The organism is Massilia sp. Masssp94 (genome assembly GCF_059491305.1).
Window position 1 is genome coordinate 4203057 of the sequence record NZ_CP168501.1, and the last position, 16736, is coordinate 4219792.

Below are 16736 nucleotides of genomic sequence, written 5' to 3' on the forward strand. Positions count from 1 at the left end.
CACTTTAGTGCTTTGCAGCAAGCGCAAATGGGTAAGGTCAGCCATGCTAGACTTGCCGAATGATCATTCGACCGATGCCGCTGTTTTTCGTTGTTCTATGGAGCACCGGTTTCATCGCCGCGAAATACGGTTTGCCGTATGCGCCGCCGATGTCCTTCCTCATCCTGCGCTGCCTGGGTGCCGTCCTGATCCTGTTGCCCGTCGTGCTGTTGACGGGTGCCGCCTGGCCACGCGGGCGCATCCGTCACGTGGCGGTGGCCGGGCTGCTGCTGCAGGCGGGCTACCTGGGCGGCGTGTGGGGCGCGATCAAGCTCGGCATGCCGGCCGGGCTGTCCGCGCTGATCGTGGGCATGCAGCCGATCCTGACGGCCATCGCCGCGCCATTGATCGGCGAAAAGGTCCGCCCGCGCCAATGGCTGGGGCTGGGCCTCGGGTTGTGCGGCGTCGGCCTCGTCGTGGCCGCGAAGATCCATCTGAACGGCCTGGCGCCGGCCGCGATCGCGCTGTGCGTGCTGGCCCTGCTGTCGATCACGGCGGGCACGATGTACCAGAAGCGCTTCTGTCCGACATTCGACCTGCGCACCGGCACGGTGATCCAGTACGCGACGTCCGCGCTCGCGCTGCTGCCGTTTGCGGTGCTGCTGGAAGGCTTCGGCCCGCGCATGGAGAACATCCAGTGGACGCCGCAATTCCTGGGGGCGCTGCTGTGGGCGATCCTGGCGCTGTCGATCGGCGCCATCTTCCTGCTGTTCCGCCTCATCAGCCGCAACGACGCGACCCGCGTGACGAGCCTGCTGTACCTGACGCCGCCCACCACCGCCCTGATGGCCTGGCTGATGTTCGGCGAGAAGCTCAGCATGCTCGGCCTGGCCGGCATGGTCGTCGCGGTGCTGGGCGTCGCATTCGTCGTCAAAAAATAAAAGGAGAGTGCATGATCACGAGCGCACAACAACAGGCGGTGGACGCCGCCATCACCTCGCGGCGTTCGATCCGCGCGTACCTGGAGACTCCGGTCGCGCGCGAGGATATCGAAGCCATCCTGGAAGTGGCGGCGCGGGCGCCGTCCGGCACGAACACGCAGCCGTGGAAAGTCCACGTGCTGACGGGCGCCGCCAAGGAACGCCTGTCCGGCCGCATCCTGGCCGCCTACGCGGACCCGGCGCAGAGCCGCGAGCACGTCGAGGAATACGCGTACTACCCGCGCGAATGGGTGTCGCCGTTCGTCGACCGGCGCCGCAAGGTCGGCTGGGATTTATATGCGCTGCTGGGCCTCACGCGCGACAACAAGGCCGGCATGGCGGCCCAGCACGGCCGCAACTACCGCTTCTTCGACGCCCCCGTCGGCATGATCTTCACCATCGACCGCATCATGGAGCAGGGCTCCTGGCTCGACTACGGCATGTTCCTGCAAAACATCATGGTCGCCGCGCGCGGCCGCGGCCTCGACACGTGCCCGCAGGCCGCGTTCACGCAATTCCACCGCATCATTTCCGACGAGCTCGGTCTGCCCGAAAACGAGATGGTCGTGTGCGGCATGGCGCTCGGATTTGCCGATCCGGACAAGGTGGAAAATACGTTGGTCACGGAACGCGAACCGGTGCCGTCCTTTGCCCGTTTCCTGGACTAGCACGCTATACTTGCCTTCGCAAGCTATTGAAAAATCAAGAGATTTCTACAACGCATCTCATTTTGCGTTGTAGGAAAAAATGGGCGTAGATGGTACAGTCGTCGGGTGCGCACTTGCGCTCCCCACGTCATCCGCTACACTGCATTCAGTGCTCTTCAGTTCGCGTTCAAGGATTTTCAGATGCTTAAGCTCGCGTTGGCAGCCGCCATTTCCATGATGTTCGTGCTCGAACCCGCAGCAGCCGCGACCAAGCACAAGGGGCATGCGGCCGCGACGAAGCGCGTCAAGGCCAAGCGCACCAACCTGGCCAAGGTCATCGCCGACGACAACCGCCAGCGCATGGTGCGCCGCATCGAGATGGTCCATGGCAAGCGCCGCGTCGTCTATCAGCGCGTCCGCCGCGCCGCGCCGGCCGTCGCCATGCTCAGCGCGGGCGACATCGCGGGCCTGAGCCGCACGCATGATCCGCTCGACCTGCGTTCCAACGTCGCGTACGTGCTGGACCAGCAGAGCTCGGAAGTGCTGTTCGAAAAGAATGCCGCCGTCGCGCTGCCGATCGCTTCCATCACCAAGCTGATGACGGGCCTGCTCGTCGTCGAGGCCCGGCAAGACCTGGACGAAGTGCTGACGATTACCGAGGCCGACGTCGACCGTCACAAATTCACCAGCTCGCGCCTGCCCGTCGGTGCGCGCATGACGCGCGGTAACCTGCTGCATATCGCACTGATGAGCTCGGAGAACCGCGCCGCCGCCGCGCTGGGCCGCAATTATCCGGGCGGGATCAATGCCTTCGTCGACGCGATGAATGCGAAGGCGCGCGAACTCGGCATGAACGACACGCATTACGTGGATTCGAGCGGCCTGTCGAGCCAGAACATTTCGAGCGCGCGCGACCTGGCCAAGCTTGTCAAAGTGGCGCACCAGGAGCCGCTGCTGCGCCAGTACACGACGGATCCGAACTACGTCGTCCAGGCGAGCGGCCGGGCGCTGCAGTACCACAACACCAACTACCTCGTCGCGTCGCCCGACTGGAACATCGGCCTGCAGAAGACGGGATTCATCAACGAAGCGGGGCGCTGCCTCGTGATGCAGGCCATGATCCAGGGCCGCAACGTGATCATGGTGTTCCTCGATTCGAAGGGCAAGCAGTCGCGTACCGCGGATGCGGGCCGCATGCGCCGCTGGCTCGAAGCGCTCAAGCCAGCCGCCTTGCCGGCCAATATGTCGCCCACTGCAGCCGCAGGCGTGCCCGTGACCGTGTCGGCGACGGTGCCGGCGTCGGTGTCCGCCGGGACGGCGGTGCCGGTTGTTCAGTAACGGTCAGCTCGTCCCACCGACACGGTGGCCCAGGGTCGCGGAAATCTGCGCCGCCGTGTTCACCAGATCTTCCAGCCAGTCGTCCTGCAGGCGGTCCGCCGGCGCCGAAATGGACAGTCCTGCGACCAGCTTGCCGCTGTCGTCATGGATGCCGGCGGCCATGCAGCGCACGCCCAGTTCCAGTTCCTCGTTGTCGCGCGCATAGCCGCGGGCGCGCACGAGCGACAGTTCGCGCTCCAGGCGCGTCAGGTCCGTGATCGAGTTCTTGTTGTGGCCCGCGAGGCCCGTGCGCGTGGCATAGGCGCGAATCGCCTTCGGCTCGTCGATCGACAGGAACAGCTTGCCGGTCGACGTCAGGTGCAGCGGACCACGGCCACCGATCGCGCGCACGACCTGCATGCCGGAACGCTCGGAGAAGGCGCGGTCGATGTAGACGATCTCGTCGCCCTGGCGCACCGACAGGTTGACCGTCTGCTTGGTCTTGTTGTGCAGCGCCCGCATCAGGTCGACGGCCGCTTCGCGCACGGACAGCCGGCTCTTGACCACGTTGCCCAGTTCGAGCAGCCGCATGCCGAGGCGGTAGGTGCCCGGTTCCACGCGGTCGACGAAACGCGTCACGACCATGTCGTTCAGGATGCGGTGCGCCGTCGACGGGTGCAGGCCCGAAACCTTCGACAACTCTTTCAGGCTCACGGGGTCGGGATAACTGGCCAGTACGTCGAGCAGCGCCACCATGCGCTCGATGACCTGGATGGAAGTCTTGGCCGGTTCAGGGGTTTCCAGTTTCGTCATGTGGTTGGTGCAGTGCGGTATATTTCTCTACTTTATACCATAATGTGAAAATATTAGGTAATGATGTTGCGTAGGGGCCGAGCTGTGTGGGCATAATGGCGTTTCTGTACAGATTGTCGAACATACATGGATCAACCGAGCAGCGAGTTCAAGAGTAAGGGCGGCCTGGGCCGTATTGCGGGCGCGTTCCGCTATTCGATGCAGGGCTTCCAGACCGCCTGGAAGAACGAGCACGCGTTCCGGCAGGAGGTGATGGTCGCGGTGCCGCTCACCGTCGTCGCGCTGCTGCTGAAGGTTTCGGCGTTCCAGAAGCTGGCGCTGATCGCCGTGCTCGGGCTCGTGCTGCTCGTGGAGCTGATCAATGCGGCCATCGAGGCCGTGGTCGACCGCGTGTCGCTGGAGCGCCATCCGCTGTCCAAGGCCGCCAAGGACCTGGGCAGCGCGGCGGTGGCGCTGGCGATCACGATGGCGGGCGCGACCTGGGCCGTCGTCCTGTACAACCGTTTTTTATGACGTACCCTCTCACACTAAGGAGAACAAGATGACTTTACGCCTGGGCGACACGGCTCCGGATTTCGAACAGGATTCCACCATCGGCCGCATCCGCTTCCACGAGTGGGCGGGCGATTCGTGGGTGGTGCTGTTCTCGCACCCGGCCGACTTCACGCCGGTGTGCACCACCGAGCTGGGCCTGACCGCGAAACTGAAGCCGGAATTCGACAAGCGCAACGTCAAGGCGATCGCGCTGTCCGTCGACCCGGCCGAGCAGCACAAGGCATGGATCAAGGATATCGAGGAGACCCAGCAGACCGTCGTCGGCTTCCCGATCATCGCCGATGCCGATAAATCGGTCTCGCAACTGTACGACATGATCCATCCGAACCAGTCGGCCACCGCGACCGTGCGCTCGCTGTTCGTGATCGATCCGGCCAAGAAAGTCCGCCTGACCATCACCTACCCGATGAGCACCGGCCGCAACTTCGACGAAGTGCTGCGCGTGATCGACGCCCTGCAGCTGACCGACGGCTACACCGTCGCGACGCCGGGCAACTGGAAGGATGGCGATGACGTGATCATCCCGCTGACCATTCAGGATCCGGAGCAGCTCAAGCAGAAATATCCGAAGGGTTTCAACGCGCCGAAGCCGTATCTCCGTCTGACCCCGCAGCCGAACAAGTAAGCCGGCACATCAAAGGCCGCATAAGCAAATAAGGAACGTGTTGTTTGTTTTGCGGCTGAGGACCATTACCCTTGGAGCCATTCTGGGGGTAAAGCATGTCCATTCAATACATTTTGTCGGGATTCGCCGTTGGCTTGCTGGTCGGCATGACCGGGGTCGGCGGCGGTTCGCTGATGACGCCGCTGTTGACGCTGCTGTTCGGCGTCACGCCATCCGTCGCCGTCGGCACCGACCTCGCCTTCGCCTCGATCACCAAGACTGCCGGCACCGTCACCCACCGTTCGCGCGGCACCGTGCACTGGGACATCGTCGGCCGCCTGTGCCTTGGCGCGCTGCCGGCTGCGCTCGTCGCCACGCTCGCCCTGCAATATTTCGGTCCGCTCAATGCATCCATCGGCAAGGTGATCCGCTATTCGATCGCCGTGTCCGTGCTGCTGACCGTCGTCGCGATCCTGTTCCGCGGCAAGATGCTCGCCTGGGTCAACGCCAAGCCGTCGCGCCAGCTGCAGGGCCGCAGCCTCTTCGCTGCCACGGTCGTGTCCGGCGCGGTGCTGGGCACGCTCGTGACGATCTCGTCGATCGGCGCGGGTGCGATCGGCGCCACCTTGCTCGTCATGCTGTACCCGCACCTGACGCCGGCCGAGGTGGCCGGCACCGACATCGCCTATGCCGTGCCGCTGACCGCGATCGCCGCGTTCGGCCACTGGTGGCTGGGCTCGATCAACTGGGCGCTGTTGTCGGCGCTGCTGATCGGCTCGCTGCCCGGCATCACGATCGGCTCATGGGCGGCCCGGGCCGTGCCCGAGAAAGTGCTGAGAGGATTGCTGGCGATGACGCTGGCGGGAGTGGCGGTCAAGCTGCTCCACTGACGAGAAAGGCGCCGCGAGGCGCCTTTCCTGCTTTTTGGATCTTGCTAATGCGGGAAACGTCTATGCAAATGAGGAATGCTTCGTTTGTAATATGTCTTTCCAGTGAGATTATTTCGTTCCGTTAGAAGAAATTGTAATAAGGCGTAAGATGACCACTTTACTATCGCGAAACAGCGCCAACCGGGTGATTCCCGGCTTTGGGCTCTCGCTCGGGTTCACGATTTTCTATCTGGCGCTGCTGGTGCTGATCCCGCTGTCGGCCATCTTCCTGAAGACGTTCACGATGAGCTGGGACGCGTTCGTGAGCGCCGTGACGTCGCCGCGCGTGATGGCGTCGTACCGCCTGAGCTTCGGCGCCGCGCTGATCGGCGCCGCCATCAACGTCGTGTTCGGCGGCATCGTCGCGTGGGTGCTCGTGCGTTACCAGTTCCCCGGCAAGCGCTTCGTCGATGCGCTGGTCGACCTGCCGTTCGCGCTGCCGACCGCGGTCGCCGGCATCACCCTGACGGCGCTGTATTCGTCCAACGGCTGGATCGGCAAGCACCTGGAACCGCTCGGCATCAAGGTCGCGTTCACGCCGCTGGGCGTCGTCATCGCGCTGACCTTCATCGGCCTGCCGTTCGTCGTGCGCACGGTACAGCCGGTGCTGGAAGACGCGGAGCGCGAACTGGAAGAGGCCGCCGCGAGCCTGGGCGCCAGCCCGTGGCAGACCTTTACCCGCGTGATCCTGCCGAGTGTCGTGCCGGCGCTGCTGACGGGCTTCGCCCTCGCGTTCGCCCGCGCCACCGGCGAATACGGTTCCGTCATCTTCATCGCCGGCAATATGCCGATGGTCTCCGAGATCACGCCGCTGTTCATCATCACCAAGCTGGAGCAATACGACTACACGGGCGCCACGGCCATCGCCGTCGTGATGCTGCTCGTGTCGTTCATCCTCCTGCTGGCCATCAACCTGCTGCAGGCCTGGGCGCGCAAGCGTGCGGGCAAATAATATGAGTGCCGTTCTCGACGATCACCTGAAAGACAAGACCGCCGCGGTGGCGAATGCGCCGCGCAAGGCCACCAATACGCTCGAGCCAAGCTGGGTGCGCTATGCGCTGATCGCCGTCGCGCTGATCTTCCTCACGCTGTTCCTGTTCGTCCCGCTCGTGGCCGTGTTCACCGAAGCCCTGAAGAAGGGCTGGGATGTGTACAAGGAGTCCGTGCTCGACCCGGACGCGCTGTCCGCCATCAAGCTGACGTTCATCGCCGCCGGCATCGCCGTGCCGCTGAACCTCGTGTTCGGCGTGGCGGCCGCGTGGACGATCGCCAAGTTCGACTTCCCCGGCAAGAGCATCCTGCTGTCGCTGATCGACCTGCCATTCTCGGTCTCGCCCGTGATCGCGGGCCTGATCTATGTGCTGCTGTTCGGCTCGCAGGGCTGGTTCGGCCCGTGGCTGATGGACCACGACATCAAGATCCTGTTCGCCGTGCCCGGCATCGTGCTGGCGACCGTCTTCGTCACGTTCCCGTTCGTCGCCCGCGAACTGATCCCGCTGATGCAGGCGCAGGGCAGCGAAGAGGAAGAGGCGGCCCTCGTGCTGGGTGCGTCCGGCTGGAAGACCTTCTTCAAGGTCACGCTCCCGAACATCAAGTGGGGCCTGCTGTACGGCGTGATCCTGTGTAACGCCCGGGCGATGGGCGAGTTCGGCGCCGTGTCGGTCGTCTCCGGCCACATCCGCGGCGAGACGAACACGATGCCGTTGCAGGTCGAGATCCTCTACAACGAATACAACTTCACGGCCGCGTTCGCGATCGCGTCGCTGCTGGCACTGCTGGCCCTCGTGACCCTGGCGGTGAAAACCTTTATCGAATGGCGCATGCACCAGGCACAGAAAGCCAGCGTGCAGGTCCACACCACGGAGTAAGACATGACGATCGAAGTCCAACACATCCGCAAGCAGTTCGGCCAGTTCACGGCCCTGGACGACGTGTCGCTGAAGTTTGCCGACGGCGAGCTGACGGCGCTGCTGGGTCCGTCCGGCTGCGGCAAAACGACGCTGTTGCGCATCATCGCCGGCCTCGAATTCCCCGATGCGGGCCGCGTGCTGCTCGACGGCGACGACGCCTCGAACCGTCACGTGCGCGAGCGCCAGGTCGGCTTCGTGTTCCAGCATTACGCGCTGTTCAAGCACATGACCGTGTTCGAGAACGTCGCCTTCGGCCTGCGCGTGAAGCCGCGCAAGGAGCGTCCGTCGGAAGCGGTGATCCGCGAGAAAGTGAAGAAGCTGCTGGAGCTCGTGCAGCTGGACTGGATCGCCGACCGCTATCCGCCGCAGTTGTCCGGCGGCCAGCGCCAGCGCATCGCCCTGGCGCGTGCCCTCGCGGTGGAACCCCGCGTGCTGCTGCTGGACGAACCGTTCGGCGCGCTCGATGCGAAAGTGCGCAAGGAACTGCGCCGCTGGCTGCGCCAGCTGCACGACGAGCTGCACGTGACGTCGATCTTCGTCACCCACGACCAGGAAGAGGCGCTCGAAGTGGCGGACCAGGTCGTCCTGATGAACAAGGGCCATATCGAGCAGCTGGGTACGCCCAGCGACGTGTACAACCATCCGGCGTCGCCATTCGTCTACGGCTTCCTGGGCAACGTCAACCTGTTCCATGGCCGCGTGAACGACGGCGTGCTGGCCAGCGGCGACGCCACGTTCCACGCGCCGCAGTTCGCGGACGTGAAGAACGGCGAAGGCATCGCCTACGTCCGTCCCCACGACCTCGACGTCGAGCGCTATGTCGCGGGCGGGGAGGGCGTCGCCGTGAAGCTGCGCCGTGCGCACGCGATCGGTCCGCTGGCCCAGCTGGACCTGGAGCGCGCCGACAATGCCCAGATCATCGAAGCCGTCATCCCCAACGAGCGCTACCGCGAACTGGGACTGCGCGACGGCGAGACGCTGCTGGTGAAACCCAGGCGCATGCACGTATTCGTCGACCAAGGAGAAGGCATTTGAATTTCCAACAGCTGCGTTCGGTGCGCGAAGCCGCGCGCCGCAATTTCAATCTGACGGACGTGGCCAACGCCCTGTTCACGTCGCAGCCGGGCGTGTCGCGCCAGATCCGCGAGCTGGAGGACGAACTGGGCGTCGTCATCTTCGAGCGCAACGGCAAGCGCCTGACCGGCCTGACGGATCCGGGCAAGGGCATCCTGAAGATCATCGAGCGCCTGCTCGTCGAGGCGGAGAACCTGCAGCAGGCCAGCAGCGAATACGCCGCGCAGGACAGCGGCACGCTCACGGTCGCCGTCACCCACACGCAGGCGCGCTACGCGCTGCCGCAGGTGGTGCAGGCGTTCCGCACGGCGTTCCCGGGCGTGCGCATCGCCCTGCAGCAGAGCGCGCCGGATCACATCGCGGAATGGGTGCTGTCGGGCCGCGCCGACATCGGTATCGCGACGGAAGGCCTGTCGACGTTCCCCGACCTCGTGTCGTTCCCGTGCTACCGCTGGAGCCACCTCGTCGTCGTACCGGATGGGCATCCGCTGCTGCAGCGGTCGCCGATCAAGCTGTCCGACCTGGCCGAATTCCCGCTGATCACGTACGACGTGGGCTTTACCGGCCGCAGCCACATCGACGCGGCGTTCGCCGCCGCCGGCGTGAGCCCGGACATCATGCTGACGGCGATGGACTCCGACGTCATCAAGCAGTACGTGTCGCTGGGGATGGGTGTAGGTATCGTCGCTTCGATGGCGTTCGACCACGGCCGCGACCGCGGGCTGCGCGCGATCGAGTCGTCGCACTTGTTCGCGCCGAACGTGACGCGGCTTGCGGTGCGCCGCGGCGCCTACCTGCGCGCGTACGCCTACGACTTCATCGAGCGCTTCGCGCAGGGTTTCACGAAGTCGGATATCGAGAAGGCGCTGCATCCGGTTGTAGCGGATTAAAAGCCGCTACACACAATCGAACGCAACATAAAACAACGTCGTCCCTGCGAAGGCAGGGACCCAAGTCTGCTCGCGCAGCCGGCACGCAAAATTGGGTTCCCGCCTTCGCGGGAACGACGTTCTCTTTTTAGCGCTGCCCACGCAACGCGTCCGCGCACTCGCGCACGAGCGCGGGACCCCGGTAGATCAGGCCGCTGTACAACTGCACGAGCTGGGCGCCCGCATCGATCTTGGCCTTCGCATCGCGTCCGCTCAGGATGCCGCCCACGCCGATGATCGGCACGGCATTGCCCACTTCCGCCTTCAGCGCACGGATCACGATGGTCGACTGTTCGAACACGGGCGCGCCCGACAGGCCGCCCTGTTCGGCCGCATGGCGCATGCCTTCCACGTCGCGGCGGGCCAGCGTGGTATTGGTGGCGATCACGCCGTCGATGCCGTGGCGGACGAGGGCGCCGCCGATGTTGCGGATCTGGTCGCCATCGACGTCCGGCGCGATCTTCAGCGCCAGCGGCACATAGTGGCCGTACTTGTCGGCCAGGCGCGACTGTTCTTCCTTCAGCTGCGACAGCAGGGCATCCAGTTCGGATGCGCCCTGCAGCTGGCGCAGGTTCTTCGTGTTCGGCGACGAGATGTTGACGGTGACATAGCTGGCGTACGGATACACCTTTTGCAGGCATGCGACGTAATCGTCGGCCGCGCGCTCGATGGGCGTGTCGGCGTTCTTGCCGATGTTCAGGCCCAGTACGCCCTGGCGTTCCTGGTAGAAGCGCGACGCCTGGACGTTGGCGACGAAGGCGTCGACGCCGCCGTTGTTGAAGCCCATGCGGTTGATGATGCCGCGCGCGGCCGGCAGGCGGAACATGCGCGGGCGCGGGTTGCCGGGCTGGGCGCGCGGCGTCACGGTGCCGATTTCGATGGAGCCGAAGCCGAGCGCGGCCAGGCCGTCGATGTAGGCGCCGTCCTTGTCCAGGCCGGCAGCCAGGCCGACCGGGTTCGGGAACGTGATGCCCATGACCGTGCGCGGATCGGGCTTCGGTTTGCGGACGATGCCCGTCAACCCCAGCGCGGCGGCGCGGCGCAGGGCGGGGAGCGTGACGTTGTGGGCCGTTTCGGGGTCGAGGGAGAACAGCAGCGGGCGGGCGAGGGCGTACAGGAGTTTATCGGACATGGTCGGCTATCGAGAATTCGCGACATTTTACCTTGTGTGGCAGCAATACCGCATGTCCTTGGGGGCTTCAACGATCCAGAACACCCCATGCGCCGTCAATACGGGCTTCCAACGGCCTGAAATTGATCTTGTACGCCATCTTCGGGCTCTGCTCGATCCAGTAACCGAGGTAGACGTAGGGCAGGCCCAGTTCGCGCGCCTGGCCGATCTGCCACATCACGTTGTACGTGCCGAACGACGCACCGGCCACGTCCGGGTCGAAGAACGTGTAGACGGACGACAGGCCGTCCGACAGCACGTCGATGATCGACACCATGCGGAGCAGCCCGTCCGGTTCGCGGAATTCCACGAGGCGCGTGTTGACGCGGCTCTGCAGCAGGAATTGCGCGTACTGGTCGCGGCTGTCCTGGTCCATGCCGCCGCCCACGTGGCGCGTGGTCTGGTAGCGCAGGTACAGCGCATAGTGCTCGTCGGAGAACGACAGGTTGGCCACCATCGCCGTCAGGTCCTCGTGGCGCTTCCATGCGCGCCGCTGGCTGCGGTTGGGCGTGAAGCGCTCGGCGGCGACGCGCACCGGGATGCAGGCCCGGCAGCCGTCGCAATAGGGACGGTAGGTGAAGATGCCGCTGCGGCGGAAACCGTTGCGCACGAGTTCCGAATACACGTCCGCATTGATCAGGTGCGACGGCGTGGCGACCTGCGAGCGGGCCTGGCGTGCGTCGAGGTAGCTGCAAGGATACGGTGCCGTCGTATAGAACTGCAGCGTGGAAAATGGCAGATCATTCAGGTGCGTCATGCAAAGCTCTCGGAACGACGTGTGTTGAACCCATTGTAGCCAAAGACGGCGCCGCGCACCGTTAGGCCGTCAACGGTGGCGCGACTTCCCAACGTTCGATCGGCGGTTCCTGGATCGCCTGGCGCAGGTGCTGCAGGAAATCCCGGCGCGGGATCGGCACCGCGCCCAGCGAGGCCAGGTGGCCCGTCTCCTGCTGGCAGTCGACCATGTTCACGCCGTGGCTGCGCAGGAAGGCGACGAGGTACGCGAGCGCGACCTTCGACGCATCCGACACGCGCGCGAACATCGATTCGCCGTAGAACATGCGGCCGATGCACACGCCATAGGCGCCGCCGACCAGTTCGCCGTCCAGCCAGACCTCGGACGAGTGCGCATACCCCATGCGGTGCAGGCCCGTGTAGCCGGCGATGATGTCTTCCGAGATCCACGTGCCCGGCCCGTCCTTGCGGGGCGCGGCGCAGGCGCGCATCACCGCTTCGAAGGCGCCGTCGAAGCGCACGACCCACGGCCCGGCGGCCTGGCGGCTGCGCTCGATCTTGCGCAGTGTTTTCTTCAGGCTGTCGCTGACCTTGAAGCGGTCGGTGTACAGCACCATGCGCGGGTCGGTGCTCCACCAGAGGATCGGCTGGCCCTCGGAAAACCAGGGGAAGATGCCGTTCCGGTACGCCTCCAGCAGGCGCTGCGGCGAGAGGTCCGCCCCGGCCGCGAGCAGGCCCGGCGCGTCGGTCGTCAACGCTTCGGACACGTCGGGGAACGGCGTATGGGCCTCGAGCCAGGGAATCATCGTCGTACGCCCTGTCAGTCGGGTTGGACGGGCGCCCGCATCGGACCCGCGATGTCGCGGGTGTGGAATCCATAGGTGCTGCCGGCCTCGCGCATCTGCGCGCGGTCGGCGAAGAACAGTTCGAGCGTCGTGCGGATCGTGGGGAAGGCCAGGTCGGCCCACGGGATCTCGGCTTCGCTGAACAATTGCACGTCCAGGCTTTCGATGCCCGGTGCAAAGTCCAGGTCGACGAGGCGCGCCAGATAGAACATATGGACCTGGTGCACGTGCACGACGTTCAGCAGGGTGAACAGATTGCCCAGCTCGATGTTGGCGCCCGCTTCCTCTTCCGTCTCGCGCGCGGCGGCCGCGCTCGTGGTCTCGCCGTTTTCCATGAAACCGGCCGGCAGCGTCCAGTAGCCGTAGCGCGGCTCGATGGCGCGCTTGCACAGCAGGACCTTCAGTTCGCCGTCCTGTTCCCACACGGGGATCGAGCCGATCACCATCTTCGGGTTCTGGTAGTGGATCGTGCCGCAATGGGTGCACACGTAACGCGGACGGTTGTCGCCTTCGGGGATGGCCACCGTGACCGGGTGGGCGCACTCGGAGCAGAATTTCATAGGAAGCAGATAAATTAAGTTGCCCTTACTTTACCACTGTATTGGGAGCGACTGGGCCGCAATCCGCCCGCGATGCGCGCCTCGGCGGAGGCGGCTTATGCTGCGATCCGGGCGAGCCGGAGAACTTCGATTGCCTAAAGTGTGGAAGGTGCGTATAATACGAATCATCAGACGCGGGGTGGAGCAGTCTGGCAGCTCGTCGGGCTCATAACCCGAAGGTCACAGGTTCAAATCCTGTCCCCGCAACCAGATTCCAAAGCCGCTGATCCTGTTCCGGATCAGCGGCTTTTTCGTTTTGGGTCGTCTGCTCGACTCGCCTCAACCATTCCAGCAATCCTCGCAACGCCCGCCGCCCGGCCCGGTCGAAGTCTCCGTGTGCGTTGAAAGCGGAGCCAACGAATGATTACTGTGGAAGACATCAACGAGGCGTGGGGCTGGACCGGCCTCCACGCGGTCGAGGTGCTGGGAGAGAACGCCTTCGGCAATCTGATCGTCCGCGACGAGGACGGCATGTACTGGCGCCTGTCGCCGCAAGACCTGCGCTGCGAACCGGTGGCCGAGGACCGCGCCGCCCTCGACGCCCTGTCGTACAACCAGGAATTCCTCGACGGCTGGTACATGCACGACCAGGTGCGCCTCGCGGAGACCACGCTGGGCCCGCTGACCGCCGGACGCAAGTATTGTCTGAAAATACCCAGTGCGCTGGGCGGGCACTACGGGCGCGACAACCTGGCCATGGTGCCCTTGCCCGAACTGATCCGGTTCGCGGGCGAGGGCGCGCAGCAGTTCGACGGGCTGCCGCGCTGGCAGGACTATCACTAGGACCTAGAACCGCCGCAGCACGCCGACCTGGAACAGGTCGCGGTCGTTCGTCTTGCGGAACGTCTTGATGCGGTTGAAGTTGACGATGGCGCGCGTGCGCGCGGACAGCGCGCGCTCGGCCTGGAAGCTGATCAGGAGATTGGTGGCCGTGCGATTGCCGTCGCGCCGGTTCGCGGCGAAATAGGGGCCGAGGCCGGCGCTCATCGAAAAACGCGGCGTTACGGGCTGCTCGTACCACAGCTGCGCCGCGGCGCCGCGCCGGTCGACCCGCGCGCCGTCGTCGCCTTCGAACAGGAATTTGGTGCCGACGCCCCAGCGGTCCGCATACTGCCTGGCCTCGATCACGCCCGCGTGCGCGCCATGGGTACCGGACATGTTCGTGATCGACGTGCCGAACGTGCCGCCGATCCATATATGCCCGTCCGGCACCACGTCGGGCGCCGGCTCGGCCGGGCCGAACTGGCGTCCCACGCCGAGCACGAGCGCGTCCGACCGGTGCACATGGCGCATGGCCACATGGTTGTAGCCGAGGCGCAGATGGGTGCCGGGCGGTCCGGGCACGGTGAGGCGCAGGCCGGCGCTGAGGAGCACGCCGAGACGGGCATCGTCGATCTGGCGGCCGGCGATCTCCGTGGTGTTCATGCTGAGATACGGTCCCGCGCCCAGCTCGCCCGTCCACGCGTGGGAAAAGCGGTGGGCGGCCAGCCATTGCAGCGCGAACCCGTCGCGGTGGTTGTTGTCCGGATGGCCTTCGTTGTAATGGACGAAGTCGGTCCGCATGGCACCCTGCTCGCGTCCGGCGCGGACTTCGAACGTGCGCCCGCGCATCCACTGGTAGCCGGTCGCGTTGCCGCCGTAGATGCGGCCGTTGCCGAATGCCAGCGACAGATAGGCGCCGCGATCGTCGGGATCTTGCGTGTCGGCGTGGGCCAGGGCGGCGTGGACCAGCAGCACCGCCGCCACGCATGTCTGTGCTTTCATGATGCGCTCCGCTTGTTTCAGGCTACGAGCAGTCTGGACAAGCGGAGGGGCCGCGCCTTGTGGCGGCACAAAGCGGCGTCAGCCGGCGGGCTGGTTCAGGCTGGCCCAGAGGTAGGCTGCGGCCATCGTGCGGTGCGGGCGGTAGGCTTCGAGAAATTCTTCGGCCTCGCGCATGCCGGGCCGCTCGCCGCCCGTCAGCCGGCCGATGGCGTTGCGCACGGCCACGTCGCCGTGCAGCGAACAGTCGGCGTAGCCCCAGCCGCGCAGCAGCGCATAGTTGACGGTCCACGGGCCGATGCCCTTGACCGCGAGCAGGCGCTCGCTCACGCCGGCCGGTTCATCCGTGCGGTCCAGCGGCAGCGTGCCGTCGGCCACGAGACGGGCGAAGCGCAACAAGGTCTCCGCCTTCGCGCCGGAAAACTTACGGCTGGTCAGTTGTTCGATGTCGAGACGGACCACGTCGGCCGCTTCCGGATAACACCAGAGGCCGCTCGAATGCGCGCGTCCCGCCAGGCCGATGAACGTGCGGCGCAGGGAAATGGCGAACGGCAGGTTGATCTGCTGGCCGATGATGGCCCACGTCAGCGCTTCGAACACGGTGGCCGACTGGATCACGCGCAGGCCAGGCTGGCGCGCGACGACGGGGCCGAGCAGCGGATCGGCGCGCACGGCCTGTTCGAACGGCGCGGGGTCGATGCGCAGGCCCAGCATGTTCACGAGGGCGTCCTGGACCGCAGCCTCCGAGGTGGCGCCGTCGCTGTCGACGACGCACTCGGCACGGTCCGCGTGCAGCGCGATGTCGAGCAGCGTCGGCACGCCGTCCAGCAGCACGCCCTTGCGGATGCGTCCCGCCTGCGCATCGACGACTTCGGCCAGCGCATCGGCATCGCGGCCGTGGAATGTGTACGCGTCCGCGTGGCGATAGCCGGCCGGCAGCGCGATCGTGTGGCGGCTCATTTGCTGCTCATTTTGGTGGGTACCGGCACGGGCGCATCGCGGCCGAAGCGCGGGACGAAACCCGTGACGAACGCGGTGCCGACCAGCGTGATGGCCGAGCCCACGATCGTGTACCAGCCGATCGCCTCGCCGAGGAACAGCGCGCCCCACAGGATGCCGAAGACGGGGCTCAGGAACGTGACCGTCAGGGCGGACGTCGTGCCGACTTCCTCGATCAATTTGAAATACAGGATGTACGCGATGCCGCTGCACAGCACGCCCAGTGCGATCACGGCGCCGACGATGCCCACGGTCGGCGCGCCGGCCGGTGGGAACAGGGGCAGGACGGGCAGCACCATCAGCGCGGACGTCCACATCGTGCCGTGCGCGTTGGCGAACGGCTCCACGCTTTGCGCCGTGCGCGCATACAGGCTCGCGACGCTGTAGCTCAACGCGGCCACCAGCGCGGCGGCGACGGCGAGGCCGGCGCCGGGGCGGCTCGTCGCGTGGTCGAAGCCGACGAGCAGAGCGACGCCGACGGTGCCCAGCACGAGGCCCAGCGCCGTGCGTGCGCGGATCGCCTGGCGTCCCCACACGGCGCCGAGCAGCGCGCCCCACATCGGCGCGGTGGCGTTCAGCACGGCCAGCACGGACGCCGGCAAGGTGCGCGCCGCGAACGCGAACAGCAGGAACGGGAACGCGGAGTTGAAGAAGCCGAGGATGAAGTAATGCTTCCAGTGCGCGCGCATGTCGAGGCGCTTCTTGAGCACGACGCCGACGATGGCGAGGAACAGCGCCGCGAACAGCACGCGGAATTCGATGAGCACCGCGGGGCCGAGCGTCGGCGCGCTGATGCGCATGAAGAGGAAGGAGCCGCCCCAGATGGAGGCAAGCACGATGAGGCGCAGCAGGTTGGCAGTGTTCATGGTTCCCGGGAGGATAGACGCAG

19 protein-coding genes and 1 tRNA gene are annotated in these 16736 nt (G+C 65.6%); 12 read left to right on the forward strand and 8 right to left on the reverse strand.

From position 1 onward, the window contains the following. Positions 1-59 precede the first annotated feature (59 nt). From ACEN9G_RS18585 to pbpG, 3 genes are all read left to right on the forward strand, one after another. Positions 60-920: a DMT family transporter gene (locus ACEN9G_RS18585; protein ID WP_440966725.1), complete on the forward strand. Its 861-nt coding sequence runs from the start codon at positions 60-62 to the stop codon at positions 918-920. An 11-nt stretch (positions 921-931) separates the two neighbouring features. Beyond that, positions 932-1627, forward strand: a complete 696-nt coding sequence (locus tag ACEN9G_RS18590) for a nitroreductase (RefSeq protein WP_413337031.1) — start codon at positions 932-934, stop codon at positions 1625-1627. 180 nt (positions 1628-1807) lie between these two features. After that, entirely contained in the window at positions 1808-2944 is a 1137-nt protein-coding gene (pbpG, locus tag ACEN9G_RS18595) for a D-alanyl-D-alanine endopeptidase (RefSeq protein ID WP_413337030.1), read from the forward strand. Positions 2945-2947: 3 nt separating this feature from the next. Here pbpG and ACEN9G_RS18600 read toward each other — a convergent pair whose 3' ends face one another. Then, positions 2948-3736 carry an IclR family transcriptional regulator gene (locus ACEN9G_RS18600; protein WP_056136110.1) on the reverse strand — a complete coding sequence of 263 codons (789 nt, stop codon included), beginning with the start codon at positions 3734-3736 and terminating at the stop codon, positions 2948-2950. A 126-nt stretch (positions 3737-3862) separates the two neighbouring features. On the opposite strand from ACEN9G_RS18600, the gene ACEN9G_RS18605 reads away from it, so the two are divergent. The 7 genes from ACEN9G_RS18605 to ACEN9G_RS18635 all read left to right on the forward strand — a co-directional run bounded on the left by ACEN9G_RS18605 (position 3863) and on the right by ACEN9G_RS18635 (position 9698). After that, a complete protein-coding gene (locus ACEN9G_RS18605; protein ID WP_413337029.1) occupies positions 3863-4249 on the forward strand; it encodes a diacylglycerol kinase in 387 nt (128 codons plus the stop codon). A gap of 28 nt (positions 4250-4277) precedes the next feature. After that, entirely contained in the window at positions 4278-4916 is a 639-nt protein-coding gene (locus ACEN9G_RS18610; protein ID WP_413337028.1) for a peroxiredoxin, read from the forward strand. Positions 4917-5011: 95 nt separating this feature from the next. Beyond that, positions 5012-5785 (forward strand): sulfite exporter TauE/SafE family protein, encoded by a 774-nt coding sequence (locus ACEN9G_RS18615; RefSeq protein WP_413337027.1) that lies wholly within the window; start codon positions 5012-5014, stop codon positions 5783-5785. Positions 5786-5933: 148 nt separating this feature from the next. Further along, the gene (gene cysT / locus ACEN9G_RS18620; RefSeq protein ID WP_413337026.1) at positions 5934-6776 is read left to right on the forward strand and encodes a sulfate ABC transporter permease subunit CysT; all 843 of its coding nucleotides are present in this window, start codon (positions 5934-5936) and stop codon (positions 6774-6776) included. 1 nt (position 6777) lies between these two features. Further along, the gene (gene cysW, locus ACEN9G_RS18625) at positions 6778-7692 is read left to right on the forward strand and encodes a sulfate ABC transporter permease subunit CysW (protein ID WP_413337025.1); all 915 of its coding nucleotides are present in this window, start codon (positions 6778-6780) and stop codon (positions 7690-7692) included. A 3-nt stretch (positions 7693-7695) separates the two neighbouring features. Then, positions 7696-8769 (forward strand): sulfate/molybdate ABC transporter ATP-binding protein, encoded by a 1074-nt coding sequence (locus tag ACEN9G_RS18630; protein ID WP_413337024.1) that lies wholly within the window; start codon positions 7696-7698, stop codon positions 8767-8769. Further along, on the forward strand, positions 8766-9698 hold the full coding sequence (locus ACEN9G_RS18635; RefSeq protein ID WP_413337023.1) for a CysB family HTH-type transcriptional regulator: 933 nt from the start codon (positions 8766-8768) through the stop codon (positions 9696-9698). Before ACEN9G_RS18630 ends, ACEN9G_RS18635 begins: the two co-directional genes overlap by 4 nt. A gap of 127 nt (positions 9699-9825) precedes the next feature. Here the strand turns inward: ACEN9G_RS18635 and ACEN9G_RS18640 are convergent, their stop codons facing one another. From ACEN9G_RS18640 to ACEN9G_RS18655, 4 genes are all read right to left on the reverse strand, one after another. Beyond that, positions 9826-10869, reverse strand: coding sequence for a quinone-dependent dihydroorotate dehydrogenase (locus ACEN9G_RS18640; RefSeq protein ID WP_413337022.1), 1044 nt, complete (start codon positions 10867-10869; stop codon positions 9826-9828). Positions 10870-10936: 67 nt separating this feature from the next. Then, positions 10937-11665: an arginyltransferase gene (locus ACEN9G_RS18645; protein ID WP_413337021.1), complete on the reverse strand. Its 729-nt coding sequence runs from the start codon at positions 11663-11665 to the stop codon at positions 10937-10939. A 61-nt stretch (positions 11666-11726) separates the two neighbouring features. Further along, positions 11727-12449: a leucyl/phenylalanyl-tRNA--protein transferase gene (gene aat / locus ACEN9G_RS18650; protein WP_413337020.1), complete on the reverse strand. Its 723-nt coding sequence runs from the start codon at positions 12447-12449 to the stop codon at positions 11727-11729. 14 nt (positions 12450-12463) lie between these two features. Continuing rightward, positions 12464-13048, reverse strand: a complete 585-nt coding sequence (locus ACEN9G_RS18655; RefSeq protein WP_413337019.1) for an NUDIX hydrolase — start codon at positions 13046-13048, stop codon at positions 12464-12466. Positions 13049-13220: 172 nt separating this feature from the next. Here ACEN9G_RS18655 and ACEN9G_RS18660 point away from each other — a divergent pair. Together ACEN9G_RS18660 and ACEN9G_RS18665 are read left to right on the forward strand one after the other, a co-directional pair. Beyond that, positions 13221-13297 (forward strand) — tRNA-Met (locus tag ACEN9G_RS18660). 150 nt (positions 13298-13447) lie between these two features. Then, positions 13448-13870: a T6SS immunity protein Tdi1 domain-containing protein gene (locus tag ACEN9G_RS18665; RefSeq protein WP_413337018.1), complete on the forward strand. Its 423-nt coding sequence runs from the start codon at positions 13448-13450 to the stop codon at positions 13868-13870. A gap of 3 nt (positions 13871-13873) precedes the next feature. Here ACEN9G_RS18665 and ACEN9G_RS18670 read toward each other — a convergent pair whose 3' ends face one another. The 3 genes from ACEN9G_RS18670 to ACEN9G_RS18680 form a co-directional block, all read right to left on the reverse strand. Next, positions 13874-14851, reverse strand: a complete 978-nt coding sequence (locus tag ACEN9G_RS18670; protein WP_413337017.1) for a hypothetical protein — start codon at positions 14849-14851, stop codon at positions 13874-13876. A 78-nt stretch (positions 14852-14929) separates the two neighbouring features. Beyond that, positions 14930-15808, reverse strand: coding sequence for a DNA-3-methyladenine glycosylase family protein (locus ACEN9G_RS18675; RefSeq protein WP_413337016.1), 879 nt, complete (start codon positions 15806-15808; stop codon positions 14930-14932). Then, on the reverse strand, positions 15805-16713 hold the full coding sequence (locus ACEN9G_RS18680) for a DMT family transporter (protein WP_483126836.1): 909 nt from the start codon (positions 16711-16713) through the stop codon (positions 15805-15807). Before ACEN9G_RS18680 ends, ACEN9G_RS18675 begins: the two co-directional genes overlap by 4 nt. Positions 16714-16736 lie beyond the last annotated feature (23 nt).